The organism is Micromonospora sp. NPDC049529 (assembly GCF_055586685.1).
The window spans coordinates 133,036-158,329 of the sequence record NZ_JBVJHT010000003.1; the positions used below are offsets into that span (position 1 = coordinate 133,036).

The 25,294-nt window shown below is 71.7% G+C and carries 19 protein-coding genes and 1 pseudogene; 16 read left to right on the forward strand and 4 right to left on the reverse strand.

The features are described from left to right. Window positions 1–74: 74 nt before the first annotated feature. A complete protein-coding gene (gene rlmN / locus ACZ6QQ_RS05835; protein ID WP_465874696.1) occupies window positions 75–1,211 on the forward strand; it encodes a dual-specificity RNA methyltransferase RlmN in 1,137 nt (378 codons plus the stop codon). 67 nt (window positions 1,212–1,278) lie between these two features. After that, complete coding sequence (locus ACZ6QQ_RS05840) at window positions 1,279–2,508, forward strand: DivIVA domain-containing protein (RefSeq protein WP_465874697.1); 1,230 nt, start codon at window positions 1,279–1,281, stop codon at window positions 2,506–2,508. Between the two features lie 145 nt (window positions 2,509–2,653). Here ACZ6QQ_RS05840 and ACZ6QQ_RS05845 read toward each other — a convergent pair whose 3' ends face one another. Beyond that, on the reverse strand, window positions 2,654–2,875 hold the full coding sequence (locus ACZ6QQ_RS05845) for a DUF2631 domain-containing protein (RefSeq protein ID WP_465874698.1): 222 nt from the start codon (window positions 2,873–2,875) through the stop codon (window positions 2,654–2,656). 178 nt (window positions 2,876–3,053) lie between these two features. On the opposite strand from ACZ6QQ_RS05845, the gene ACZ6QQ_RS05850 reads away from it, so the two are divergent. Then, the gene (locus ACZ6QQ_RS05850; RefSeq protein ID WP_465874699.1) at window positions 3,054–4,619 is read left to right on the forward strand and encodes a Rieske 2Fe-2S domain-containing protein; all 1,566 of its coding nucleotides are present in this window, start codon (window positions 3,054–3,056) and stop codon (window positions 4,617–4,619) included. A gap of 126 nt (window positions 4,620–4,745) precedes the next feature. Here ACZ6QQ_RS05850 and ACZ6QQ_RS05855 read toward each other — a convergent pair whose 3' ends face one another. Continuing rightward, entirely contained in the window at window positions 4,746–6,362 is a 1,617-nt protein-coding gene (locus ACZ6QQ_RS05855; protein WP_465874700.1) for a phytoene desaturase family protein, read from the reverse strand. Window positions 6,363–6,442: 80 nt separating this feature from the next. Between ACZ6QQ_RS05855 and ACZ6QQ_RS05860 the strand changes: the two genes are divergently transcribed. The 5 genes from ACZ6QQ_RS05860 (at window position 6,443) to ispG (ending at window position 13,162) form a co-directional block, all read left to right on the forward strand. Beyond that, a complete protein-coding gene (locus ACZ6QQ_RS05860; RefSeq protein ID WP_465874701.1) occupies window positions 6,443–8,737 on the forward strand; it encodes an MMPL family transporter in 2,295 nt (764 codons plus the stop codon). 103 nt (window positions 8,738–8,840) lie between these two features. Beyond that, the gene (locus ACZ6QQ_RS05865) at window positions 8,841–9,395 is read left to right on the forward strand and encodes a GNAT family N-acetyltransferase (RefSeq protein WP_465874702.1); all 555 of its coding nucleotides are present in this window, start codon (window positions 8,841–8,843) and stop codon (window positions 9,393–9,395) included. 125 nt (window positions 9,396–9,520) lie between these two features. After that, window positions 9,521–10,732 carry a 1-deoxy-D-xylulose-5-phosphate reductoisomerase gene (gene dxr, locus ACZ6QQ_RS05870; RefSeq protein WP_465874703.1) on the forward strand — a complete coding sequence of 404 codons (1,212 nt, stop codon included), beginning with the start codon at window positions 9,521–9,523 and terminating at the stop codon, window positions 10,730–10,732. After that, window positions 10,732–11,982, forward strand: coding sequence for a M50 family metallopeptidase (locus ACZ6QQ_RS05875; protein ID WP_465874704.1), 1,251 nt, complete (start codon window positions 10,732–10,734; stop codon window positions 11,980–11,982). The genes dxr and ACZ6QQ_RS05875 overlap by 1 nt, the downstream gene beginning before the upstream one ends. Window positions 11,983–11,989: 7 nt before the next feature. Further along, window positions 11,990–13,162, forward strand: a complete 1,173-nt coding sequence (gene ispG, locus ACZ6QQ_RS05880; protein WP_465874705.1) for a flavodoxin-dependent (E)-4-hydroxy-3-methylbut-2-enyl-diphosphate synthase — start codon at window positions 11,990–11,992, stop codon at window positions 13,160–13,162. A 139-nt stretch (window positions 13,163–13,301) separates the two neighbouring features. On the opposite strand, the gene ACZ6QQ_RS05885 is transcribed toward ispG, so the two are convergent. Further along, entirely contained in the window at window positions 13,302–13,874 is a 573-nt protein-coding gene (locus ACZ6QQ_RS05885; protein ID WP_465874706.1) for a PadR family transcriptional regulator, read from the reverse strand. 128 nt (window positions 13,875–14,002) lie between these two features. Here ACZ6QQ_RS05885 and ACZ6QQ_RS05890 point away from each other — a divergent pair, with 128 nt between their 5' ends. The 5 genes and pseudogenes from ACZ6QQ_RS05890 to ACZ6QQ_RS05910 all read left to right on the forward strand — a co-directional run bounded on the left by ACZ6QQ_RS05890 (window position 14,003) and on the right by ACZ6QQ_RS05910 (window position 19,796). Further along, window positions 14,003–15,244: an MFS transporter gene (locus tag ACZ6QQ_RS05890; RefSeq protein WP_465874707.1), complete on the forward strand. Its 1,242-nt coding sequence runs from the start codon at window positions 14,003–14,005 to the stop codon at window positions 15,242–15,244. A gap of 81 nt (window positions 15,245–15,325) precedes the next feature. Beyond that, window positions 15,326–16,165 carry a GNAT family N-acetyltransferase gene (locus tag ACZ6QQ_RS05895; RefSeq protein WP_465874708.1) on the forward strand — a complete coding sequence of 280 codons (840 nt, stop codon included), beginning with the start codon at window positions 15,326–15,328 and terminating at the stop codon, window positions 16,163–16,165. Window positions 16,166–16,288: 123 nt separating this feature from the next. Further along, window positions 16,289–17,422, forward strand: coding sequence for a sugar ABC transporter substrate-binding protein (locus tag ACZ6QQ_RS05900; protein WP_465874709.1), 1,134 nt, complete (start codon window positions 16,289–16,291; stop codon window positions 17,420–17,422). A gap of 63 nt (window positions 17,423–17,485) precedes the next feature. Continuing rightward, window positions 17,486–18,325, forward strand: a pseudogene (locus ACZ6QQ_RS05905) (ATP-binding cassette domain-containing protein); the annotation flags it as partial. A gap of 226 nt (window positions 18,326–18,551) precedes the next feature. Then, window positions 18,552–19,796 carry a sugar ABC transporter permease gene (locus tag ACZ6QQ_RS05910; RefSeq protein WP_465874710.1) on the forward strand — a complete coding sequence of 415 codons (1,245 nt, stop codon included), beginning with the start codon at window positions 18,552–18,554 and terminating at the stop codon, window positions 19,794–19,796. 16 nt (window positions 19,797–19,812) lie between these two features. Here the strand turns inward: ACZ6QQ_RS05910 and ACZ6QQ_RS05915 are convergent, their stop codons facing one another. Continuing rightward, the gene (locus ACZ6QQ_RS05915) at window positions 19,813–20,463 is read right to left on the reverse strand and encodes a DUF998 domain-containing protein (protein WP_465874711.1); all 651 of its coding nucleotides are present in this window, start codon (window positions 20,461–20,463) and stop codon (window positions 19,813–19,815) included. 132 nt (window positions 20,464–20,595) lie between these two features. On the opposite strand from ACZ6QQ_RS05915, the gene pcaF reads away from it, so the two are divergent. The 3 genes from pcaF to ACZ6QQ_RS05930 all read left to right on the forward strand — a co-directional run bounded on the left by pcaF (window position 20,596) and on the right by ACZ6QQ_RS05930 (window position 24,752). After that, window positions 20,596–21,801, forward strand: coding sequence for a 3-oxoadipyl-CoA thiolase (gene pcaF, locus ACZ6QQ_RS05920; protein ID WP_465874712.1), 1,206 nt, complete (start codon window positions 20,596–20,598; stop codon window positions 21,799–21,801). Between the two features lie 277 nt (window positions 21,802–22,078). Continuing rightward, the gene (locus ACZ6QQ_RS05925) at window positions 22,079–24,247 is read left to right on the forward strand and encodes a putative bifunctional diguanylate cyclase/phosphodiesterase (RefSeq protein ID WP_465874713.1); all 2,169 of its coding nucleotides are present in this window, start codon (window positions 22,079–22,081) and stop codon (window positions 24,245–24,247) included. 4 nt (window positions 24,248–24,251) lie between these two features. Continuing rightward, window positions 24,252–24,752, forward strand: coding sequence for a DUF456 domain-containing protein (locus tag ACZ6QQ_RS05930; RefSeq protein ID WP_465874714.1), 501 nt, complete (start codon window positions 24,252–24,254; stop codon window positions 24,750–24,752). Window positions 24,753–25,294 lie beyond the last annotated feature (542 nt).

The following is a 25,294-nucleotide window of genomic DNA, read 5'->3' on the forward strand; positions in this document are numbered from 1 at the left end:
GACCTGGAGCACGTACCGGTTCGGACCCCTCGGCCAGGTACGTGTTTCCGTCGGCGTGGGAGACTGGACAAGCCATGACGAGCCTGCCCATGATCCCGATCAGTCCGGACGCGCCGACCGCGGCCGTGAAGTCCGCCCGCGCGGCGATGCCTCCGCGCCATCTCGCCGACCTCGCCCTGCCCGACCGGCAGGCGCTGGTCGCCGAGTTGGGCGAGCCCGCGTTCCGTGCCAAGCAGGTCTCCACCCACTACTTCGGCCGCCTGGTACGCGACCCCGCGCAGATGACGGACCTGCCGGCGGCCACCCGTGACCGCCTCGCCGAGGCGCTGCTGCCGACGCTGCTGACCCCGGTCCGCGAGTTGGCCTGCGACGACGGCGCCACCCGCAAGGCGCTCTGGCGGCTGCACGACGGCTCGATGGTCGAGAGCGTGCTGATGGGTTATCCGGACCGGATCACCGTCTGCATCTCCAGCCAGGCTGGCTGCGGGATGGCCTGCCCGTTCTGCGCCACCGGTCAGGCCGGTCTGACCCGCAACCTCTCCACCGCCGAGATCGTCGACCAGGCGGTGTACCTCGCCGGTGTGGCGGCCTCCGGCGCCGTGGCCGGGTCGCCGCCCCGGTTGTCGCACGTGGTGTTCATGGGCATGGGCGAGCCGCTGGCCAACTACTCCCGGGTCATCGCGGCCGTACGGCGGCTCTGCGCGCCGGCACCGGAGGGGCTCGGCCTGTCCCAGCGCCACATCACCGTTTCCACCGTCGGGCTGGTGCCGGCCATCCGCCGTCTGACGGGCGAGGACCTCTCGGTGACCCTTGCGTTGTCGCTGCACGCGCCCGATGATGATCTGCGCGACGAACTCGTTCCGGTCAACCAGCGGTGGAAGGTCGCCGAGGTGCTGGATGCGGCATGGGACTACGCCGACCGCACGGGCCGCCGCGTTTCCATCGAGTACGCAATGATCAAAGATGTGAACGACCAGCCGTGGCGCGCCGACCTGCTTGGCCGGCTGTTGGCCGGACGGCTGGCACACGTGAATCTCATTCCGCTCAACCCGACGCCGGGTAGTCGCTGGGACGCGAGCCCCAAGCCGGTGGAGCGGGAGTTCGTGCGACGGTTGCGCGAGGCCGGGGTGTCGACCACGGTCCGCGACACGCGTGGACGGGAGATCGACGGGGCATGTGGGCAGTTGGCCGCAGCCGAGGTGGCCACGTGACCGAGCACCTCGGATGGGTCGGCCGACGCGGTGGGCTGCGTGATGAGCGATCGAAGCAGGAGACATAGTGGCGGATCAGGGTCAACGCTTCCGGCGTAAGGCGCTCCGGCGGGGCTACAAGGTCGACGAGGTGGACACGTTCCTGGACCGGGTCGAGGCCACCCTTGCCGGCTCGCCGGCCGGCGCACCCGTCGCCTCGCAGGAGGTCCACGACGTCGTGTTCCGGGTCCGGTTCGGCGGCTACGACGAGTGGCAGGTCGACCTGCATCTCGACCGGGTCGAGCGCCAGCTCGCCGAGTTGGAGGAGCGTGGCGGCGGTAACCGGGGGGCGGATCCCCGCCTGCCGGCCCGGATGGGTCCGCCCGACCGGATGGGTGTCCCCGATCGCATGGGTCCGCCCGACCGGATGGGTCCCGGCGGCCCGATGGGTCCGCCGGACCGTATGGGTCCCCCCGATCGCATGGGTCCGCCCGACCGGATGGGTCCCGGCGGCCCGATGGGTCCGCCCGATCGTATGGGTCCCCCCGATCGCATGGGTCCCGGTGGTCCGATGGGTCCGCCGGACCGGATGGGTCCGCCGATGCGCGACGACCGGGCCCTGCCTCCGGGCGGCCCGCCGATGCCGCAGCGACCGATGCCGGCCCAGGCCGGCCCGCCGGACCCGTACGGCCGGTACGACGAGCCCACCGGCATGTTCGCCGGCGGTCACGACGCCCCGCCCCGTGGCGGTTACGACAACCGGGGCGGTCCCGGTGGCCCGCCGCCCGGCGCGCGTGGCCCGGCCGGCCTGCCCCCCGGATTCGGCCCGTCGCCCGAGGACCGTTTCGACGGTTTCGAGTCGGGGCGGCACGGTAAGACGGACATGACCGCCGAGATCCGGATGCCCGACCGTGACCTGCGTGGCCGAGGCCCCGGCCCCGGTCTCGGGTTGCCGCCCGCTGGTGGCCCGCCGATCGCCGGCCCCCCGATGGGGGGTCCCCCGGTCGGTGGTCCTCCGATGGGTGGCCCGCCGGCCGGTGGCCCGCCGCCGATGCCCGGTGGTCCCGGTGGCGACATGCAGCGGGTGGACAACATCCGACGCGGTTTCCAGGTCCGCCGCTTCGGCAGCGGATACGACCCGGAGCAGGTCGACCGGCTCTTCGACGGCATCCTGAGCGGTATGTCCGGGCGGGGACCGATGCCGGTCAACCCGGCCGAACTCGACCTGATGAAGTTCGGTCTGGTGCCCGGCGGTTACTTCGAGGCCGAGGTCGACGCCGCGCTCAAGGAGGTGCAGGACATCCTGCGCCGGCGGTGAGCCGCCATCGCCCGTCCGACGACCGGACGGGCGCTCGTCCGGGGGAACCGGACAGAACGTGAATTCAGGCCCGTCCCGGACCGGGACGGGCCTGAATCGTGTACGTTGCCGGCGCGCTCTGCGGGACCCCGGCCGCAGCCGAGGATCAGGAGCGCAGGCCGTTGCGGCGCAGTACGGTGTCGCCGATGACGATCAGCAGCAGCCCGGCCGCGATGCCGATCAGCCAGATGTCCTCGGTCGCGCCCTCGTGGTTACCGACCAGCATGGCCAGCAGAGCCGCCGCGGAGACGACAGCGCCGATCCGGCCTGCCTTGCGGTGCCCCGGCTTGTGCTGATCGGGCGACGTTACCGGCTCGCTTCCTGCCACGTTCGGTCCTTCCCCTCACGTTCGAATCTCCGGTTCAGTCTGGCACGCCGGTCACCGGTGGCGACGGAGGGTCTCCACGCTGGGGTGAGGTGGGCAACCTGGCGTCGCGGGTTGGGGCCCGTACTCGCTCCGGTAGCGTTTGGGCGTACGAGATGTTTCTCGGTTGGAGGAGTGCGCAGTGCGAGTGACAGGTACGGGACACGCCAGTATGCGGATCGACACGGGTGCGGGCAGCATCCTGTGCGATCCGTGGGTCAACCCGGCCTACTTCGCCTCGTGGTTCCCATTCCCGGACAATTCACAGCTGGACTGGGAGACCCTCGGCCAGGTCGACTACCTCTACGTCTCCCACCTGCACCGGGACCACTTCGACGCGGAGCACCTGAAGCGCTTCATCTCGAAGAAGGCGACCGTGCTCCTGCCGGCGTACCCGACCTCCGAGCTGGAGGACGAGCTGCGCGAGCTGGGCTTCACCAGTTTCCTGCGTACCACCAGCAACGAGGTGGTCGAGCTCGACGGCGGGCTCAAGGTGATGATCCAGGCGCTGACCAGCCCGACCGACGGCCCGATCGGTGACTCGTCACTCTGGGTCGAGTACGACGGCATCCGGCTGCTCAACCAGAACGACGCCCGCCCGAGCGACCTGGACATCTTCCGCGAGCTGGGCCACGTGCACGCCCAGATGATCCAGTTCTCCGGCGCCATCTGGTACCCGATGGTGTACGAACTGCCGGCGGCGGCGAAGACGGCCTTCGGCAAGCAGAAGCGCGACCGGCAGATGGACCGGACGATCCGCTACATCGACGACCTGAAGGCGTCGTACGTCTTCCCGATCGCCGGGCCGCCCTGCTTCCTCGACGACGACCTGTGGCAGTTCAACGACATCCACGGCGACGAGGGCAACATCTTCCCCGACCAGCAGGTCTTCCTCGACCACTACACCGGACTCGGCTACGACAACGGGGTCATCCTGCTGCCCGGCAGCGTTTCCGAGCTGACCGCCGAGACCTGCGAGACCAGCCACCCGGTCGCCGACGTGCGCGAGTTCTTCGACAACAAGGAAGAGCACCTGCGCGAGTACCAGGCCCGGCAGCGGCCGGTGATCGAGGCGGCCAAGGCGACCTGGCGGCACCCGGAGGTCGACGTCCTGGGTGAGATGAAGCGGCGGATCGAGCCGCTGCTGGACGAGTCGGTCTACCTGGCCAAGGGTGTCGGCGGTCCGATCCGGTTCGACCTGGTCGGCTACGACGGCGAGTCGGTCGAGTCGATCGTGGTGGACTTCCCGGGCAAGGAGGTGCGGGCCGCCGCCGACGAGAAGGTCCGCTACCGGTTCCGTACCGAGCGGGCGCTGATCGAGCAGTTGCTGCACTCCGGCGAGGTCGACTGGGTCAACTCGCTCTTCCTCTCCTGCCGCTTCTCGGCCGCCCGGATCGGGCAGTACAACGAATTCGTGTACGCCTTCTTCAAGTGCCTCTCCGAGGAGCGCCTCCAGTACGCCGAGGGCTGGTACGCCGAGCAGCGCCCGGATGCCGAGGACGTCAAGCTCGGCGACTGGGTCGTACAGCGCCGCTGCCCGCACCTGAAGGCCGACCTGACCCGGTTCGGCATCATCGACGGCGACCAGCTCACCTGCCAGCTGCACGGCTGGCGCTTCGACCTGCCCAGTGGCCGCTGCCTCACCAGCGTCGGCCACGAGATCCGCGCCCACCGCGCCGGCACCGAAGCCCCCGTCCCCGCCGAGTAACCCCACCCTGCGCCGCCCCCCACCCGTGGGCCGTCGACAAATGTAGAGAAAGAGTGGCTATCCGGCGCCGGATAACCACTCTTTCTCTACATGAGTGGCTTCGTCAGGGGAGGGGGGAGCGGGTGGTCAGCGGCCGAGGTCGGTGAGGATGCGTTGGGCGGCGTTGTGGCCGGCGGCGCCGATGACGCTGCCGGCGGGGTGGCAGCCGGCGCTGCCGGCGTACAGGCCGTCGATGCCGGTGGCGTACGGCATCCGGTCGGCGAACGCGACCGTGTTGTCGACGTGGTGGATGTGGCCACCGGTGATGCCGAAGTGCGCCTCGATGCCGGGCGGGGGCAGTGGCACCGCGTCGGCGACCAGGTCGGCGGTGCCGGGGGCGTACCGCTCGCAGATCGCCACCAGCTTGTCCACATAGGACGGCAGTGCCTCGGCCCAGGTGGTGCCGGCCAGCTCGTACGGGACCGACTGGACGAACAGCGCCGACGAGTGGTGCCCCGCCCCGTCGCGCAGGGACGGGTCGACGGTGGTGTGCAGGTACCACTCGATGGTGGGCTCCTGCGGCAGCCGCCCGGCCGATACGTCGGCCCACATCGCGCGCAGCGCCGCCATCGGTGACTGTTCGGCCGCCCCGTCGAGCAGGGATGCCGAGCCGGGCAGCAGGTGGATGGTCGAGCCGAACGGGCTCGGGGCATCCGCCGGCAGGCAGGAGAAACGCGGCAGCCCGGACAGGGCCAGGTTCAGCTTGAGGGTGGTGCCGGTACGGCGTACCGCCGCCATCCGGTCGGCGAGCGGGGCCGGCAGGGCACCGTCGGGCAGCAGGTCGATCAGGCGGTACGGGTCACAGGCGCCGAGCACCACCTCGGCGTCGACCTCGCGCCCGTCGGCGAGCACCACTCCGCTGGCCGTACCGCCTCCGCCGGCCGTGGCGCCGGTGAGGGTGACCGCGCTGACCGGCGTACCGGTGAAGATTGTGGCCCCGGCGGCGCGGGCGGCGTCGGCGAAGGTCCGCGAGACGGTGCCCATGCCGCCCTCGGTGATCATCCACGTGCCGTCGGCGCCCGGCAGCCGGCACATGTTGTGCACCAGGAAGTTGTGCCCGGTGCCGGGGTCGTCCGGACCGGCGTTGAGCCCGGAGAGGCCGTCGGTGACCGCGTACATGGAGACGAGCAGTTCGGAGCGGAACTCGAACCGGGCCAGGTAGTCGGCGACCGAGCCGGTGACCAGGTCGACGAACGTGTCACGCAGCGCCGGCCGGATGTACCGCTCGGCGGTCTGCGCCACCGGCAGCGGCTCGGCCAGCCAGGCCGGCGCCAGGTCGTCGCGCAGCGCCGCCAGCTCGGCCTGCATGGCGTCGTCGGCGGCCACGTCGGCCGGGGAGAAGACCGACGCCATCTGCGCGCGGGTCGCCGCCCGGTCACTGCCGAAGAGCAGGTACGGCGAGCCGAGGCCGCCCGGTGTCGGCAGGAAGTAGTGCGGGTCGCGGCGCAGCACCGGGATCTTCACGTCCAGCAGCGCGATCAGCTCCGGCGGCATCAGCCCGAGCAGGTACGACCCGGTCGAGTGGCGCAGCCCCGGCACCTTCGGGAACGGCTGTTCGGTGCGGGTCGCGCCGCCGAGCGTCTCGGACGCCTCCAGCACCACCACGTCGAGGCCGGCGCGGGCCAGCAGCACGGCGGAGACCAGGCCGTTGTGCCCCGATCCGATGATCACCACGTCGGCCCGCCGGGGCAGCTCTGCGCTCATGCCAGGGGAGCCTAGTGCGGATCGGGCCCGCTCGGGAGGGTCCTAGGCTGAAGCCCGGATCTTGGCCCGGAGGGGTGTTGATGTTCGACTGGTGGGGTACGGCGGTCGTCCGGTTCCGGTGGGCGGTGCTCGGTGCCGGGCTGGCCCTGGTCGTACTCGGTGCGACCTGGGGACTCGGCCTGCTCGGCTCGCTGACCGGCGGCGGCTTCGACGATCCGGCCAGCGAGTCCAGTCGTACCCAGCAGCGGATCGTCGCCGAGTTGGGCGAGCAGGGTGCCGACGTGCTGGTGCTCTACTCCATCGACGGCGGCAGCGACGGCGACACCGGTAGCGGTAGCGGTAGCGGTAGCGACGGCGGCACGGTGGACCAGGCGGCGGTCCGGGGGCCGGTCACCGCGACCCTGGAGCGGCTGCGCCAGCGGCCCGAGGTGGTCAGCGTGACCGACTGGTACTCCACCGGCGCCCCGGCCCTGCTCTCCACCGACCGGCGGGCCACCTACGCCCTGGTGAAACTGCGGGCCGGCGACGAGGACGCCAAGACCGCGGCCTTCGAACGGCTGCGACCGGACCTGGCCGTGCCCGGCGTACGGACCGAGGTCGGCGGCGCCGTCCCGTTCCTGGTCACCGCGAACCGGCAGACCACCGAGGACATCACCCGCGCCGAAACGCTCTCGCTGCCGGTCCTGCTGGTGCTGCTCATCCTGATCTTCGGCGGGCTGGTGGCGGCGGCCACCCCGCTGCTGATCGGCGGACTGGCGATCCTCGGTGCCTTCGTCGCCGTACGGCTGCTGCACCTGGTGACCGAGGTGTCGGTCTTCGCCGTCAACATCATCACGCTGATCGGGCTCGGCATGGCGATCGACTACGCGCTCTTCGTGGTCAGCCGGTTCCGTGAGGAACTCGCCGCCGGGCACGACACCCCGGTCGCGGTCGCCCGGGTGATGAACAGCGCCGGTCGTACGGTGCTGGTGTCGGGGTTGACCATCGCCCTTGCCCTGGCCAGCCTGCTGATCTTCCCGCAGGCGTTCCTCCGCTCGATGGGCCTGGGCGGGGTCGCGGCGGTCCTGGTCGCGATGCTCGCCGCGCTGACCGTACTGCCGGCGCTGCTCGCCGTGCTCGGGAACCGGATCAACGCGCTGCGGGTTCCGCTGCCCGGTGCCCGCCGCCGCGCCGCCCGAGCTGCTGCCACGGCGGCGGTTCCGCTCGCTGCCACTGCGTCAGCGGCTGCGACGGCGGCGGTTCCGCTCGCTGCCACTTCGTCAGCGGCTGCTTCGGCTCGGGACGGCAGTGCGGTGGCCGGGGGCGGGTGGGCGCGGTTGGCGCGCAGTGTGATGCGGCGGCCGCTGCCGTACCTGGTCGGTGTGCTGGTGGTGCTGGCCGTGCTGGCCTTTCCGTTCACGCGGATCGAGTTCGGCGGTTTCGACGAGCGGGTGCTGCCGGCCGACGCGCAGCCACGGGTGGTGACCGAGCGGATCGGGGCCGAGTTCCCCGGCGGCAACCCGAACCCGATCGACGTGCTGGTGTCGGGCGCGTCGGCCGAAGGCACCGGGCGGTTCGCCGAGCAGGTCGGCCGGGTGCCCGGCGTCACCGGCGTACGGGTGGCGGCCAGCCGGGGCGAGCACACCCTGCTCTCGGTCACCTACCGGGGTGCACCGACCGGGGAGACCGCCCAGGCGGCCGTACGCCAACTGCGGGCCCTGCCCGAGCCGGCGCCCGGTGTCGAGGTGCTGGTCGGCGGGCGGCCGGCGGCCGACGCCGACCTGCTGCACAGCCTCGGGACCCGGCTGCCCTGGATGGCGTTGATCATGGCGGCGGCCACCCTGGTCCTGCTCTTCCTCGCCTTCGGTTCGGTGGTGCTGCCGATCAAGGCGGTGGTGATGAACCTGGTCTCGATCGGCGCCTCGTTCGGCGTGGTCGTCTGGATCTTCCAGGAGGGGCACCTCGCCGGCCTGCTCGACTTCACCCCGACCGGCTTCATCGAGCCGAGCAACCCGATCCTGATGCTCGCCGTCCTGTTCGGGCTCGCCACCGACTACGAGGTCTTCCTGCTCTCCCGCGTACGCGAGGAGTGGGACCGGACCGGGGACAACACCGCCGCCGTCGCGACCGGCCTGCAACACACCGGCCGGATCATCACCGCGGCGGCGTTGCTGCTGGTCGTGGTGGTCGCCGGCTTCGCGACCGGTGGCACCACCTTCATCAAGCTGATCGGGGTCGGCATGATCGTGGCGATCGTGGTCGACGCGACCCTGGTCCGGGCCCTGCTGGTGCCGGCGACGATGCGCCTGCTCGGCCGCTGGAATTGGTGGGCCCCGGCCCCGCTGGCCCGCCTGCACCGCCGCTTCGGCATCCGGGAGCAGGGCTTCCCGTCGTGATCTTCGACACGCCGGCCCGCACCCCGGACGAGGCGGCCCGCCCGGGTCGGCCGGGCTTTTCACGATCGCGACGGGTGTCCGGACTGGTCTAGGATCGCGGGCCATGACGGGTTTCGAGACCGAGCGGCTGATCGTCCGGAGCTGGACCGAGGAGCCGGGCGACCTGGAGCGGCTCTTCCAGATCTACTCTCTGGAGGAGGTCACCCGCTGGCTCGGGGCATCGTCCGGACTCCCGCTCACCGATCCCGCGCAGGCGGTCGCGGTGGTACGGCGCTGGCACGCCCGGCACGCCGACCACGCCGGCCGGTACGGCACCTGGGCGCTCCAGCGCCGGGACACCGGCCAGGTCGCCGGCACGGTGCTGCTCAAGCTCCTGCCCGGCCTCGACGAGTCGATCCCCACCACGAACGTCGAGGTGGGCTGGCACCTGCACCCGGACTCGCAGGGGCAGGGCTTCGCCACCGAGGCCGCCCGGGGCGCGGTCGAACGCGGGTTCGCCGGCGGGGCGTCGGAGATCTACGCGGTGGTGCAGCCGGGTAACAACGCCTCCATGGCGGTCGCCCGGCGGCTGGGCATGACCCCGATCGGCCGGCGGACCGACTGGTACGGCGGCGAGGAACTCGAAGCCTTCGTCCTGCGTCGTCCGGTTTCGCCGTAGTACCCGTGTTCGCAGACGTGTCCGGCGCGTCGCGGTGGGCCGCTCGGCAGAGGTCGACGGCAGGTCAGTGACAGGGTGTACGGCGCGATGTGCGGTGGTCGGTGCGGTTCAGCGAGAATGTCCGGGTGACCGTTCCCCGTGAGATCGTGCTGCTCGGCTCGACCGGGTCAATCGGAACCCAGGCCATCGACATCGCCCGGCGCAATCCGGACCGCTTCCGGGTGGTCGCCATCGGGGCCGGTGGCGGCAACGTGGCGCAACTGGCGGCCCAGGCACTCGAACTGAAGGTCGAGGCGGTCGGGGTGGCCAAGGCGTCGGCCGCCCAGGACCTGCAACTCGCCTTCTACGCCGAGGCCGCCAAGCGCGGCTACCCGAGTGGTGGCTTCCGCATCCCCAAGATCCTGGCCGGCCCGTCGGCCATGACCGAGCTGGCGCAGTGGTCGGCCGACGTCGTCCTCAACGGCGTGGTCGGCTCGCTCGGTCTGGCACCCACCCTGGCCGCGCTGCGCGCCGGTCGTACGCTCGCGCTGGCGAACAAGGAGTCGCTGGTGGCGGGTGGCTCGATCGTACGGAGTGCGGTGCAGCGGCCGGGCCAGATCGTGCCGGTCGACTCGGAGCACTCGGCGCTGGCCCAGTGCCTGCGCTCGGGCGACCGGTCGGAGGTGCGGCGGCTGGTGCTCACCGCCAGCGGTGGCGCGTTCCGGGGCCGTCGGCGGGCCGAGTTGACCGGGGTCACACCCGAGCAGGCGCTGGCCCACCCGACCTGGAACATGGGCCCGGTGGTCACGATCAACAGCGCCACGCTGGTGAACAAGGCGCTGGAGGTGATCGAGGCGCACGAGCTGTTCGACGTCCCGTACGCCGACATCGAGGTGATGGTGCACCCGCAGTCGGTGATCCACTCGATGGTCGAGTTCGTCGACGGCTCCACCATCGCCCAGGCCAGCCCGCCGGACATGCGGCTGCCGATCGCGCTCGCCCTGGGCTGGCCGGACCGGGTGCCCGAGGCCGCCGCCGCAGTCGACTGGACCGCCGGGCACCGCTGGGATTTCGAGCCGCTGGACGACGACGCCTTCCCGGCGGTCCGGCTGGCGAAGCAGGCCGGCGTGACCGGTCGGGGCAGACCGGCCATCTACAACGCGGCCAACGAGGAGTGCGTGGCTGCCTTCGTGGCGGGTCGGCTACCGTTCCTCGGCATCGTCGACACACTGGAGCGGGTTCTGGAGGCGGCTCCGGAACTGCCCGAACCGGGTACCGTCGAGGAGGTGCTCGCGGCGGAGAGCTGGGCGCGCGAGCACGCTCAGAAGATCATCGAGATGTCGGTGAAGGGAGCTTGATGCTGTACCTGCTCGGGGTCGTGGTGGTTGCCCTCGGGATCCTCATCTCGGTGAGCTTGCATGAGGCCGGACACATGTTGACGGCCAAGAGCTTCGGGATGAAGGTCACCCGCTACTTCGTGGGCTTCGGACCCACCGTCTGGTCCTTCCGCCGGGGCGAGACCGAGTACGGACTCAAGGCGATCCCGCTCGGCGGCTTCTGCAAGATCGTCGGGATGACCCCCCAGGACGACGACGTCGACCCGGCCGACGAGCCTCGGGCGATGTGGCGGTTCCCGGTGTGGAAGCGCACCGTCGTGATGTCCGCGGGTTCGATCACCCACTTCCTGCTCGCGATCGTGGCGCTCTGGTTCGCGGCGGTCTTCATGGGCCTGCCCAACCCCGACTTCCCGACCACGGAGGAGCAGGCCCGGCAGCAGCCGGCCGTCATCGCCCTGGCCGACTGTGTCGTGGTGGAGAACGTGCAGCGGGCCTGCACGCCGAGCGACCCGCCGAGCCCGGCCGCGCAGGCACAACTGCGTACCGGTGACCGGATCACCGCGGTCAACGGCACCGCCGTCTCCACCTGGGGCGACGTGCTCGACGTGGTCCGCCGTACGCCGGCCGACGCACCGGCGAAGGTCGACTTCCTGCGCGACGGCGCCACCCAGCAGGCCGAGGTGAAGCTCGCCTCGGTGCAGCGCCCGCCGCTGGACGACGCCGCCGGACCGGTCTCCCCGGTCTCCGCGCTCGGCGTCGGACTCAGCATCCAGACCCCCGGCATGATCACCTACAGCCCGATCGACGCCTTCGGCGCGACCGCCGACTACACCGGTCAGATGGCGGTCGGCACCGTGCACGCGTTGCAGCGGATCCCGGAGAAGATCCCGGCGCTGTGGACCGCGATCACCGGCGGTGAGCGGGACGCGGACACACCGATCAGTGTGGTCGGGGCGAGCCGGCTCGGTGGCGAGGCGGTCGCCAACGACGCCTGGGAGGTGCTCGTCCTGGTGTTCATCTCGTTGAACTTCTTCGTCGGCATCTTCAACCTGCTGCCGCTGCTGCCGTTGGACGGCGGCCACATCGCCATCGCCTGGTTCGAGCGGGTCCGTACCTGGATCTTCGCCCGGCTGGGCCGTCCTGACCCAGGGCGCGTCGACTACCTGAAGTTGATGCCCGTAACGTACGTGGTGATCCTGATCGGTGGGGCATTCACGCTGCTCACCGTCACCGCGGACGTGGTAAATCCGATCACGCTTTTCTCAAGGTGAGTGTCCTGTGACCGCTGTCAGTCTCGGTATGCCGGCCGTACCGCCGCCGCCGCTCGCACCCCGGCGGACCAGCCGCCAGATCATGGTCGGTTCCGTGCCGGTCGGCGGCGGTGCCCCGGTCTCGGTGCAGTCGATGACCACGACCCTGACCTCCGACGTGAACGCCACGTTGCAGCAGATCGCCGAGCTGACCGCCTCCGGCTGCCAGATCGTCCGGGTCGCCGTGCCGTCGCAGGACGACGTCGAGGCGTTGCCGGCGATCGCCAGGAAATCCCAGATCCCGGTGATCGCGGACATCCACTTCCAGCCGAAGTACGTCTTCGCCGCGATCGACGCGGGCTGCGCGGCGGTCCGGGTGAACCCGGGCAACATCCGGCAGTTCGACGACAAGGTGGCCGAGATCGCCCGTGCCGCGCAGGCGGCCAGGGTGCCGATCCGGATCGGCGTGAACGCCGGCTCGCTGGACAAGCGGCTGCTCGCCAAGTACGGCAAGGCCACCGCCGAGGCGCTGGTCGAGTCGGCGCTCTGGGAATGCTCGCTCTTCGAGGAGCACGGCTTCCGGGACATCAAGATCTCGGTCAAGCACAACGACCCGGTCGTCATGATCCGCGCGTACCGGCAGCTCGCGCAGCAGTGTGACTACCCGCTGCACCTGGGCGTGACCGAGGCCGGTCCGGCGTTCCAGGGCACCATCAAGTCGGCGGTCGCCTTCGGCGCGCTGCTGGCCGAGGGGATCGGGGACACGATCCGGGTCTCGCTCTCCGCGCCGCCGGTCGAGGAGATCAAGGTCGGCAACCAGATCCTGGAGTCACTGGGCCTGCGCGAGCGTGGCCTGGAGATCGTCTCCTGCCCGTCCTGCGGTCGGGCCCAGGTCGACGTCTACAAGCTGGCCGAGGAGGTCACCGCCGGTCTGGAAGGGCTGCCGGTGCCGCTGCGGGTGGCCGTCATGGGCTGCGTGGTGAACGGACCGGGCGAGGCGCGGGAGGCCGACCTCGGCGTCGCGTCGGGCAACGGCAAGGGCCAGATCTTCGTACGCGGCCAGGTGGTCAAGACGGTGCCCGAGGCGCAGATCGTCGAGACGCTGATCGAAGAGGCGCTGCGGTTGGCGGACGAGATGGGGGCGGAGTTGCCCGAGGATCTGCGGGACCTGATCGTCGGGCCGACCGTAACTGTTCACTAGGTGGTTTGTCGGCGACCTGCCCACTCTGGGCGGTCAGGCTTGATCCCGCCGTGGGCAGGCCGCCGACAAACCCTGGTGCTGAGAAAGGGCATCCCCTCGTGGTGGGGATGCCCTTTCTGTTTCGGGGTAGGTGTGGGGGTCACTCGGATTCGGCGAGGATGGCGTAGAGCTTGCGGCGGGTTTCTTCGAGGACCTGGGCGGCGCGTTCGCGTTGGTCGTCGGTGCCGTTGATCATCACCTGGCGCAGCGCGTTCATCGCCTGGAAGCCGGCGTCGCGCATTTCCTGCCAGCTGTTGACGGTGTCGGGGGCGAACTCTTCCCAGGGTGGGGTCTGTGCCGCCTCGGCAGCCTCGGGCTGACCGGCCTCGGTGAGGCTGAACCGCTTGCGCCCGCCACCGGCCTCGGCCGCCGCGGCGACGATGAGGCCCTCGTCCTCCAGGAGTTGCAGGGTGGGGTAGATCGAACCGGGGCTCGGTCGCCAGGCACCGCCGGTGCGCTGGTCGAGCTCCTGGATCATCTCGTAGCCGTGCATCGGCCGCTCGGTGAGCAGGGCCAGTACGGCGCCGCGCACGTTCGGCCGGCGTCCCCGCCCGCGACCGCGTCCCCGGCCGGGGTGTCCGTGGCCGCCGGGGGAGAACGGCGGGAAGCCGAAGCCGCCGCCGCGCATCCGGGACTCCTCGTGCATCGCGTGGAACCTTCGGTGGAAACTCATCTGACTCCTCCTGTGACTATCGCTGATGTGTCGACGATATATCGCCAACGCATCGGCTGCAACCCTTCGGAGGTGCGGCGGGCAATATCGGGGCGACAAACCGTACGGTCGTACGGTTGGGTGGAGTGATGCGACTTCTGCCGGAACGCCTGTTGCCCGAGCCCGGAGCGGCCCGGATCCTCGCCGTCTCCACCCTGGTCCAGACGGTCGGACGGGGGATCTGGCTGACCGCGAGCGCGCTGTTCCTGACCCGCTCGGTCGGACTGAGCGTGGCCCAGGTCGGCCTCGGCCTCACCCTGACCGCGCTGGTCAGCCTGGTGGCGAGCGCCCCGATGGGTTACCTCGCCGACCGGTTCGGGCCGCGCGGCATCCAGTTTTCCGGCCTGCTCGCCTCGGCCGGGCTGACCGCCGCGCTGATCGCGGTCCGGTCCTTTCCGCAGTTCCTCCTGGTCGGGATCGTCACCGCGCTCGCCGACGCCGCCTTCCGGGGTGCGCGGGGCGCCATGATCGCCGGTTCGGTCCCGCCCGACCAGCGCGTACGCACCCGCGCCTACCTGCGGGCCACCACCAATCTCGGCATCTCGGCCGGCACCGTGCTGGCCGGCGTGGGACTCGCCGCCGACACCAGGGCCGCGTACGTGACGCTGATCGGGATCAACGCGGCCAGCTTCGCCGTCGCCGCTCTCATCCTGATCCCGATGGCGCCGATCCCGCCGGTACGCGGACCGGGTCACGGGCCACGCCTGATCGCGCTGCGGGACCGCCCGTTCCTGGCCTTCACGGTGCTGGACGGGCTGATGTCGATGCACTTCGGTCTGCTCAACATCGCCCTGCCGCTCTGGATCGCCCAGCACACCCACGCACCGCGCTGGCTGATCTCGGTGCTGCTGCTGGTGAACACCACCGTGATCGTGCTCTTTCAGGTACGCGCCTCGCGCGGCACCGAGCAGCTGACCGGGGCCGCCCGCGCCGCCCGTCGGGCCGGGGTCGCCATCGGTGTCGCCTGCCTGCTCTACGCCGCCAGTGGCGGGGTGTCGACCCCGGTGGCGGTCGGTCTGCTGGTGGCCGGGGCGCTGGTGCACGTGGTCGGCGAACTGTGGCACTCCGCCGCCGGCTGGGGCATCTCGTTCGGGCTGGCGCCGGCCCACGCCCAGGGCCAGTACCAGGGCGCCTACGGGATGGGGATGCAACTCGGCGGCATGCTGGCACCGGTCCTGGTGACCACGCTCGCGGTCGGCTGGGGTGCCCCCGGCTGGCTGGTGCTGGCCGTACTCTTCGCACTGCTCGGGGCGGCGCAGCCGGCGGTGGTCCGGTGGGCCGCCGGGAACCGGCCGGCCGTACCGGCGGCGCGACCGGTCGCCGTCGGCTAGCCCGGTCGGAGCGCGCCCGATGGGTGACCGGCACCGACGTCGCCCCGTCCCGCCGGTCACTCATCTGGCACGCTGGTAGGTGTGCTGATGGTTCCGGTACGGCAACTCGGTGAGGCTGAGCGGGGGGCGGTCGAACGGCTGCTCGACCTCGACCCGTACGCGGCTGCGCAGGTGGCCGAGCGGATCTCCGCGCACGGACTGTCCTGGTGGCGGGCGGACGGCCGGGTCTACGGCTACGGCGCCGGCCGCGAGATCGAGTCGCTCTGCTGGGTCGGCGGCCAGCTCACACCGGTACGCGCCACCCCGTCCGCGATCACCGCGTTCGCCGAGCTGCTCGCCACCGAGGAGCGGTTCTGCTCCTCGATCGTCGGGCGGGCCGACGAGGTGCTCGGCCTCTGGGACCAGCTTTCCGCGCACTGGGGCCCGGCCCGTGACGTACGCCCGAACCAGCCGTTGCTGGCGACCGGGGCGGCACCGGCGATCGCGGCCGACCCGGACGTGCGTCCGGTCCGCCCGGCCGAGGTCGACCTGCTCTTCCCGGCGGCGGTGGCGATGTACACCGAGGAGGTGGGCGTGTCGCCGTTGATCGAGGACGGTGGGCGCAGCTACCGCCGTCGGGTGGCCGACCTGGTCCGGGCCCGTCGGGCGTACGCCCGGTTCGTCGACGGCCAGGTGGTCTTCAAGGCCGAACTCGCGGTGGTGACCCGGCGCACAGCGCAGATCCAGGGGGTCTGGGTCGCGCCGGGCTGGCGCGGCCGGGGGATCGCCGCGGCCGCCATGGCGGCGGTGGTCTCCGACGCGCTGACCCGGGTCGCGCCGTCGGTCTCGCTCTACGTCAACGACTACAACGTGCCGGCCCGCCGGGTCTACGAGCGCTGCGGTTTCCAGCCGGTCGGCACGTTCGCCACCATCCTGTTCTGAACAAGCGCTGATGTGGCAAACCAGCTCCAAACACTGCTTACTTCCGCCAAGCTGACAACCAGGGCAAATGTGAATCCGCTGTGGCGGTTCCACGGCAGCGGGGTCGGCTAGCAGGAGGTAGACGTGTCAACGAGACTCCGCGCCACCGTGCGCGTCACCAGCGCGTTGCTCGTGGCCGGGCTCGCGGCGGCGGCTGCCGGATGCGGCGGGAACAACGACAACGGCGGCGGCAGCGGCACGACCTCCAGCAACGTGAAGGTCGCCGACGGCTTCAAGATCGGCCTGCTGCTGCCGGAGTCGAAGACCACCCGCTACGAGACCTTCGACCGCCCGCTGATCCAGGCCAAGCTCGCCGAGTTGTGTCCGAAGTGCCAGGTCCTCTACCAGAACGCCGACCAGGATCCGGCCAAGCAGCAGTCGCAGGCCGAGGCGATGCTCACCCAGGGGATCAAGGTGATGATCCTCGACGCGGTCGACGCCAAGGCCGCCGGTGCGATCGTCAGCAACGCCCAGTCGCAGAAGGTGCCGGTGGTCGCGTACGACCGGCTCGCCTCCGGCCCGGTCAGCTTCTACGTCTCGTACGACAACCGCCGGGTGGGCATGGTGCAGGGGCAGGCGCTGCTGGACCAGTTGAGCGCGAACGGGCAGAACCCGAAGCGCGGCGACATCGTGATGATCAACGGCTCGCCGACCGACCCGAACGCGGCCGACTTCAAGGCCGGCGCCCACTCCGTACTGGACGGGAAGGTCAACATCGGCAACGAGTTCGACACCCCGGACTGGTCCCCGGACCGGGCCCAGCAGGAGATGGACCAGGCGATCACCGCCATCGGGCGGGACCGGGTGATCGGGGTCTACGCCGCGAACGACGGCATGGCCGGCGGTGCGATCGCCTCGATGAAGGGCGCCGGCTTCGGTACGCCGCTGCCCCCGGTCACCGGGCAGGACGCCGAACTCGCCGGGGTCCAGCGGATCGTCTCCGGCGACCAGTTCATGACGGTCTTCAAGTCGATCAAGCCGGAGGCGGACATCGCCGGGCAGATGGCGATCGACGCCGCGACCGGGCAGGACTTCACCGCCCAGTCGACCACCATGCGCAACAACGGGACCAAGGACGTCGCGTCGGTGCTGCTGGAGCCGGTGGCCGTGACCAAGGGCAACATCAAGGACACGGTGATCAAGGACGGCTTCTACACCGTCGCGCAGATCTGTGCCGGCGCGTTCGCCGGACCGTGCGCCTCCGCCGGCATCTCCTGACCCCGTACCGGCATTTCCTGATCGTCCACAGGCGGGTCGTGATCTGAAACGGGGGTGGGGACGGTGGCCGACACACCGGTGCTCGCGCTGTCGGGCATCTCCAAACGGTTCGGCGCGGTCGAGGCGCTCGCCGACGTGTCGCTGGAGGTCTATTCCGGCGAGGTGGTCGCGCTGGTCGGCGACAACGGCGCGGGCAAGTCGACGCTGATCAAGGTGATCGCCGGGGTGAACCCCGCCGACAACGGCGAGATCCGCTGGGAGGGGCGGCCGGCCCAGATCGGCAAGCCGAGCGACGCCACCGCGCTGGGCATCGCCACCGTCTACCAGGATCTCGCCCTCTGCGACAACCTCGACGTCGTCGCCAACCTCTTCCTCGGCCGCGAACTGACCCGCAGCTTCGTGATCGACGAGATCGGGATGGAACGCCGGGCCCGGGAACTGCTGGTCAGCCTCTCGGTGAAGATCCCCTCCGTACGGCTGCCGGCCGCCGGCCTCTCCGGCGGACAGCGACAGTCGGTGGCCATCGCCCGGTCGCTGCTCGGCGAACCGAAACTGGTGCTGCTCGACGAGCCCACCGCCGCCCTCGGCGTCGCCCAGACCGCCGAGGTGCTGGACCTGATCGAACGACTCCGGCAACGGGGTCTCGGTGTCCTGCTCATCAGCCACAACCTGGCCGACGTCAAGGCGGTCGCCGACCGGGTGGTGGTGCTGCGGCTCGGCCGCAACGCCGGAGTCTTCGACCAGCGGCGGACCAGCCAGGAGGAGATCGTCCAGGCGATCACCGGGGCACTGGACAACGCGGTCACCCGGCGACGGGCCCGTTCGGCCGAGAGCGGCGGCGGTGGCCTGGCCGGCCCGGCCGCCGCCGGTGACCCGGCCGGCCCCGCTGCCGGTCCGGCCGCCGGTCCCGGTGGCCCGGGCGGCGGCCCGGTCGTCGGCGGCCCGGCCGGTGGACCGGTGCCCGACGCCCCGCCGGACCGCCCGGCCGGTGGCCCAACTTCCGGCGGTACGACCGGAGGCGCCCCGGCCGGTGGCCCGACCTCCGGTGGCCCGACCTCCGGCGGCCCGGCCGGTGGTGCCCACTCCCCGGACCCGGAGGAGCGGACGTGACACGGCGGGAGGTCTCGGCATGAGTACGGCGACCACGAGCCCGGAACCGCCCGCCGGTGACGGCCTCCAGCATCCGGCCGACCGGGGCGCGAGCGGCCCGGTGGACGCGCTGCGGCGGCGGTTGCGCGGCGGGGAACTGGGCGCCTGGCCGGTGGTCATCGGCCTGATCATCATCTGGGCGGTCTTCCAGTCGCTCAACGACGCCTTCCTCAGCCCGCAGAACCTGACCAACCTGGCCCTGCAGATCGCCGCCACGGGCACGATCAGTGTCGGCATCGTGCTGGTCCTGTTGCTGGGCGAGATCGACCTGTCGGTCGGTTCGGTGGCCGGGGTGGCCGCCGCGCTGCTGGCCGTACTGAGTGTGCGCAACAGTTGGGGCGGCGTGGCCGCGATGGTCGTCGCGATCATCTTCGGCATCGCGATCGGCATCTTCCAGGGCAGCATCTTCGCCCGGCTCGGGGTGCCCGCGTTCATCGTCACCCTCTCCGGGAACATCGGCTGGCAGGGGCTCCAGCTCTACCTGCTCAGCCCGGAGGGGACGATCAACCTCCCGTACACCGGGTTCATCGGCGGGCTGACCCACACCAACCTGGACAGCGTCTCCGGCTGGGTGATCGGCGCGGCGGCGCTGGTCGTGTACGCCCTCGCGGTGCTGGTGGACAGTCGGCGCCGGATCGCGGCCGGGTTGCCGAGTCGGGGCGTACTCGGCTCGCTGTTGCGGGTGGTGGGGCTGGGCGTACTGATCTTCGCCGCCGTGGGGGTGCTCAACGCCTGGCAGGGCGTACCGGTGGCGTTGTTGATCTTTGTCGGGTTGGTGGTCATCGTCGACCTGGTGCTGCGCCGGACCCGCTACGGGCGGAGCATCTTCGCGGTCGGCGGCAACGTCGAGGCCGCCCGGCGCGCCGGCATCAACGTCTCGCTGATCCGGATCTCGGTGTTCGCGCTCGCCTCCGCCTTCGCCGCCTTCGGTGGCGTGCTGACCGCCTCGCGCGGCTTCGCCGCCGGCCAGTCCACCGGGGCCGCCGACACCCTGCTGATCGCCATCGCCGCCGCCGTCATCGGCGGGGTGAGCCTCTTCGGCGGCCGGGGTTCGACCTACGGCGCGCTGCTCGGCAGCCTGGTGCTCGGCTCGATCACCTCGGGCATGTTCCTGCTCCAGCTGAACTCGTCGGTGCGCTTCATGATCACCGCCGGGGTGCTGCTCGCCGCCGTCATCCTCGACTCGCTCTCCCGACGCGGTCGGCGCACCACCGGCCGGGGCTAGCGGCTGAGTCGGCCGGTCACTCCCGGTTGCCGGCGGCGGAGCCGGCCGGGCGGCGAGCCGACAGGTCGCGCCGGTCGAAGCCCGCCGCCAGCGCACTGGCGATCGCCCAGAGCGCGATGACCAGCAGCAGCGCCCGTTCGACCGAGCCGACCAGCGCGCCCCGACCGACGGTGAGCATGGCCAGCCCGATCGTCACCGACAGTGGCAGCGCCAACGAGGCACCGACCAGACCGAGCCGGCGCAGCACCGGCACGCCCGTGTCGGACCAGGCGACCGCCAGCATCGCGAAGACGACGCAGGCGACCGCGAGGATGCTGCCGCTGCCGTGCACCAGGTCGGGGGTGGTGGTCGGCTCGAACGGCGGCAGCGGACAACCAGCGGTGCAGGAGACCGAGGCGGACAACCCGGTACCGGCCGCACCGACCGCCAGCAGGGCCGCCGCCGGCCGCAGCGTCGGGGGCAGGGCCGCGGCGAGCAGGAGCAGGCCGACCGCCACCGAGAAGATCCCGATCCGGTACGCGGTCGCGTACCCGCTGGAGCCGACACCGGCCTCGCTGACGTACCCGGTCAGCGGGGAGGTCGGACCGGCGACCACGGCGAGGGTCACCACGACCACTCCGGTCAGCAGGCAGGCGGCGGCGCCGCGAGCGACCAGGGTCCGGCGCATGGGGACAAACTATCTTGCCCGCTCGGGCTCCCGGTGCCGGTCCGGTACGCCGGGACCGCGCGTCGCCGCGCCGAACCCCGGTAAGGGCAGCCGGCGGGGTCGGACCTGACCCGTACTGGCTATGCTGCCGGCGTGACAGCGGCATACCTCGTCTCCGGCGTCCGTACCCCGATCGGCCGGTACGCCGGCGCGCTGGCCGGCGTACGTCCGGACGACCTCGCGGCGCACGTGATCCGGGAACTGGTGGCCCGCCACCGGACGGTGGACTGGGCGGCGGTCGACGACGTGGTGCTGGGCTGCGCCAACCAGGCCGGTGAGGACAACCGCAACGTGGCCCGGATGGCGACCCTGCTGGCCGGGCTGCCCGAGGGCGTGCCGGGGACCACGGTCAACCGGCTCTGCGGCTCCGGGCTGGACGCGGTCGGCATCGCCGCCCACGCGATCATCGCCGGCCAGGCCGACCTGATAGTGGCCGGCGGGGTGGAGAGCATGAGCCGGGCGCCGTTCGTCCTGCCGAAGGCGACCACACCGTTCTCCCGCGCGGCCGAGATCCACGACACCACCCTCGGCTGGCGGTTCGTGAACCCGCTGATGGAACGCGACTTCGGCACCGACGCCATGCCGGAGACGGCGGAGAACGTCGCCGCCGAGTACGGCGTCGACCGGGCCGCCCAGGACGCGTTCGCGTTCCGCTCCCAGCAGCGGGCCGCCCGCGCGCAGGCCAGCGGCCGGCTGGCCGAGGAGATCGCGCCGATCGAGGTGCCGGCCGGCCGCCGGGAGACCCGGCTGGTGGCCCTCGACGAGCATCCGAGGGAAACCTCGCTGGACCGGCTCGCGGCCCTGCCCACGCCGTTCCGCGACGGCGGCACCGTGACCGCCGGCAACTCCTCCGGGGTCAACGACGGCGCCGCCGCGGTGCTGGTCGCCAGCGCCGAGGCGGTACGCCGCCACGACCTCACGCCGCTGGCCCGGATCACCGGGTCGGCCGCCGCCGGGGTGCCGCCGAGGGTGATGGGGATGGGGCCGGTGCCGGCCACCAACCGCCTGCTCGGCCGGCTCGGCGTCGGCATCGGCGACGTGGACCTGGTGGAGCTGAACGAGGCGTTCGCCGCGCAGGCGGTGGCCGTCCTGCGCGAGCTGGGCCTGCCGGAGGACGCCGAGCACGTCAACCCGAACGGCGGCGCCATCGCGCTGGGGCACCCGCTGGGCGCCAGCGGCGCCCGGCTGGCGTTGACGGCCGCGCTCGAACTGGGCCACCGCCAGGCGCGGCGGGCGCTGTGCACCATGTGCATCGGGGTCGGTCAGGGCATCGCGCTGATGCTGGAGTCGGTCGACTAGTTCGTCTCGGGTGATCGGGGCATCGACGCCGGTGGGTGGGCGCGAGTCCCCGATCGGCGTGGCCGGGACGCCTTGCGGCGGAGCCGCGAGCCGGTCGGCACGCGTATGCTCGATGGCTCACCGAGCCGGCCAACCGTCGGCGGGACGAGCTGAGGCGGACGATGCAACTGCCTGACGAAGATCGCCCGGAGGTAACGCCCTCCATCGTGGACAGTGGACCGGCGGGCGGCGGTGCCGGGCGGCGGGCGGCCCCCGCCGGCCCCCTCGGCGGCTAGTCGTGCCGGCCCCCGTTCCACCCGCCGGCGGCGAGGAGTTCAGCCGGGCCGGTGTGCACCGGTACGCACAGCAGTGGGCCGAGGCCGTCACCCGGCTCGGCTTCGTACCGATGAGCGCGGCGGAGACCCAACGCCTGCTGACAGTGCACGCCGTACGTCTCGCCCAGGCCCTGCTCGCCGAACCGTTCAGCGCCGACCCGGCGGACGACGTCGGCCGGGCCCTGGTCGGGGCACACCTCACCGACCCGGCCATGCTCGACTGGTCGGTGCGCGCACTCGGCACCGGGTTCGCCGCCTCGGTGCTGCCCGACCGGTCCGACACCCCGTCCGTACGGCACCGGATCATCCAGTTGCAGGGCAGCCTGGCGGCCGGGTTCGCCCGTGCGCTGCGCGAGCTGACCTTCAGCCAGCAGGAACGGATCAGCCGCTCGGCGTGGCAGGCCCGGGACGAGTCCGAACGGGCGCTGCGGGCCAGCGAGGCGCGGTTCCGGGCGGTCTTCAGCGGTGCGGCGCTGGGCATCGGCATCACCGACACCGCCGGCCGGATCATCGACGTCAACCAGGCGTTCGCCGAGATGCTCGGCTACTCCGTCGCCGAACTGCGCGACATCGACGTGACCGGGCTCTGCCACTCCGAGGACGTGGGGCCGCTCGGTGAGCTCTACCGGGAACTGGTCGAGGGCAAGCGGGAGACGGCCAGGGTGGAGAAGCGCTACCACCGCCGCGACGGCGACGTCGTCCGGACCGACCTCGCGCTCTCCCTGATCCGGCACGACGACGGCCGGCCCCGGTTCATCGTGGCCATGGTCGAGGACATCACCGAACGGTACGAGCTCCAGCAGCGGCTGCGCTTCCAGGCGCTGCACGACCCGCTGACCGGGCTGCCGAACCGTACCCTCTTCTTCGACCGGCTGGCGGCGGTCTTCGCCGACGGTGAACCGACCGACCGGGTCGGCCTCTGCTTCCTCGACCTCGACGGCTTCAAGTCGATCAACGACAGCCTCGGGCACGACCTCGGCGACCGGCTGCTGGTCGTGGTCGCCCGCCGGCTCGCCGACTCCGTCGCCGCCCGTGGACACCTGGTGGCCCGGATGGGCGGCGACGAGTTCGTCATCCTGGTCGAGGGGAGCAGCGGCGCGCCGGAGGTGACCGAGGTGGCGGAGATCGCCCTGGCCACCGTCGCCCGCCCGGTACTGGTCGGCGACCAGCAGCTAGAGGTGTCGGCCAGCATCGGCCTGGTCGAGGGCCCGCTCGCCGGTACCTGCCCGGCCGACCTGATGAAGGCCGCGGACACCACCCTCTACTGGGCGAAGGCGGACGGCCGGGGGCGGTGGGCGGTCTACGACCCCGAGCGCGGTGCCCGCGACAACGCCCGCGCCGGCCTCGCCGCGGCGCTGCCGGCAGCGCTGGAGCGGGGCGAGTTCACCGTCGACTACCAGCCGATCGTCTGCCTGGCCGACGGGTCGACCCGGGCGGTCGAGGCGCTGGTCCGGTGGCGGCATCCGGAGCTGGGACTGCTCGGTCCGGACCAGTTCATCGGGCTGGCCGAGGAGACCGGGTTGATCATCCGGCTCGGCCGCTGGGTGCTGCACCAGGCGTGCGCGTACGGCAGCCGCTGGCGGCGCGAGTTCCCCGACGCCCACCTCGTGGTCAGCGTCAACCTGGCCGTACGGCAGGCGAACGATCCCGGCGTGGTCGACATGGTCGCCGACGTGCTGACCGAGACCGGGCTCCCGCCCGAGCTGCTGCAACTGGAGATCACCGAGAGCGCGGTGATGGCCACCGGCGGCGAGCCGGTACGGTCGCTGCGCCGGCTCGCCGCGCTCGGCGTACGGCTGGCCATCGACGACTTCGGCACCGGCTACTCGAACCTGGCGTACCTGCGGCGGCTGCCGTTCCACACGCTCAAGCTCGCCGCCCCGTTCGTCGAGGGGATCCGGACCGGCGACCCGCTCGCCCTGGTCGACGAACGGATCGTGGACGCGCTGGTCCGGTTGGCGCACGCGCTGGGCCTGTCGGTGACCGCCGAGGCGGTGGAGACCGCCGGACAGGCCGACCGGCTACGGGCGCTGACCTGCGACACCGGGCAGGGCCGGTATTTCGGGGCACCGGTCGCGGCGGACGAGATCACCGCACGACTACGCGAATCCGCTCCGGGTAGGGCAGGCTGACCGGGTGGATCTGACGGACACCGACTCGCTGGTCACGTTCCTGAGTGGACTGGCCATCCTGACCGGCATCATCGGCGTGCTCATGCCCGTGCTGCCGGCCCTGCCGCTCTGCTGGGGCGGCGTACTGCTCTGGGCGATCTTCGACGACGGCGGCTGGGGCCGGTGGGTGGTGCTCGGCATCGTCACCGCGCTGACCCTGGTCGGGACCATCATCAAGTACGCCTGGCCGGGCCGGAACCTGAAACGGACCGGGGTGCCGAACAGCACCCTGCTGGCCGGCGGGGTGCTCGGACTGGTCGGCTTCTTCGTCGTACCGGTGGTGGGCCTGGTCCTCGGGTTCGTGCTCGGGGTGTGGCTGGCCGAACGGCTCCGGCTGGGTGACAACCGGCTGGCCTGGCCGTCCACCAAGGACGCGCTCAAGGCGTTCGGCCTGGCCATGCTGGTCGAGTTGAGCGTCGCCCTCGCCATCGCGCTCACCTGGGTGATCGGCCTGGCCGTGGTCTGAGCGTCGAGCGGAGGCGCGGCGGGGAGAGGGGCGACGGCGCGGGGCGGGCGTTGGCACGGCGAATGCCGTACGGGTGAGAGAGGTGACCACGTCCCGCGCCGTCGCGTACGCCGGGCCGTCCGAGGACCCGGCGGGCCGAAGGTCCGGCCCCGGTCGGAGGCGGGTGTTACCGCCTCCGGTCGATCAGCTGTCGGCCGGACCGCCACCGACGCTCGCGCCGCACGCGCTCACGGTGGAAATCCGGTCGGTCGGGCCCGCTCCCGTCGGGGCGGGCAACCGGTGCGACCGCCGTTCGTCCCGCGGCGCCGGCACCTCCATGAGGATGCGTCCGCTCGGGCTGATGCGGCAACCGTTTATCGAACCGGTCCGGCGTCCACGCACCCACCCGGTCCCGTCCGCGTCGTCCCGCTGCCCGACTCTGTCCTGCCGGCCGCTCCGCTCGATGGCCCGATCGCTCCGGTCATGGTCACTGTCGGTGTGTGGTCCGCCACGCCACCCAACTGACCTCGATCAAAGCGTTACGGCGCTGGTCCGATCGGGTA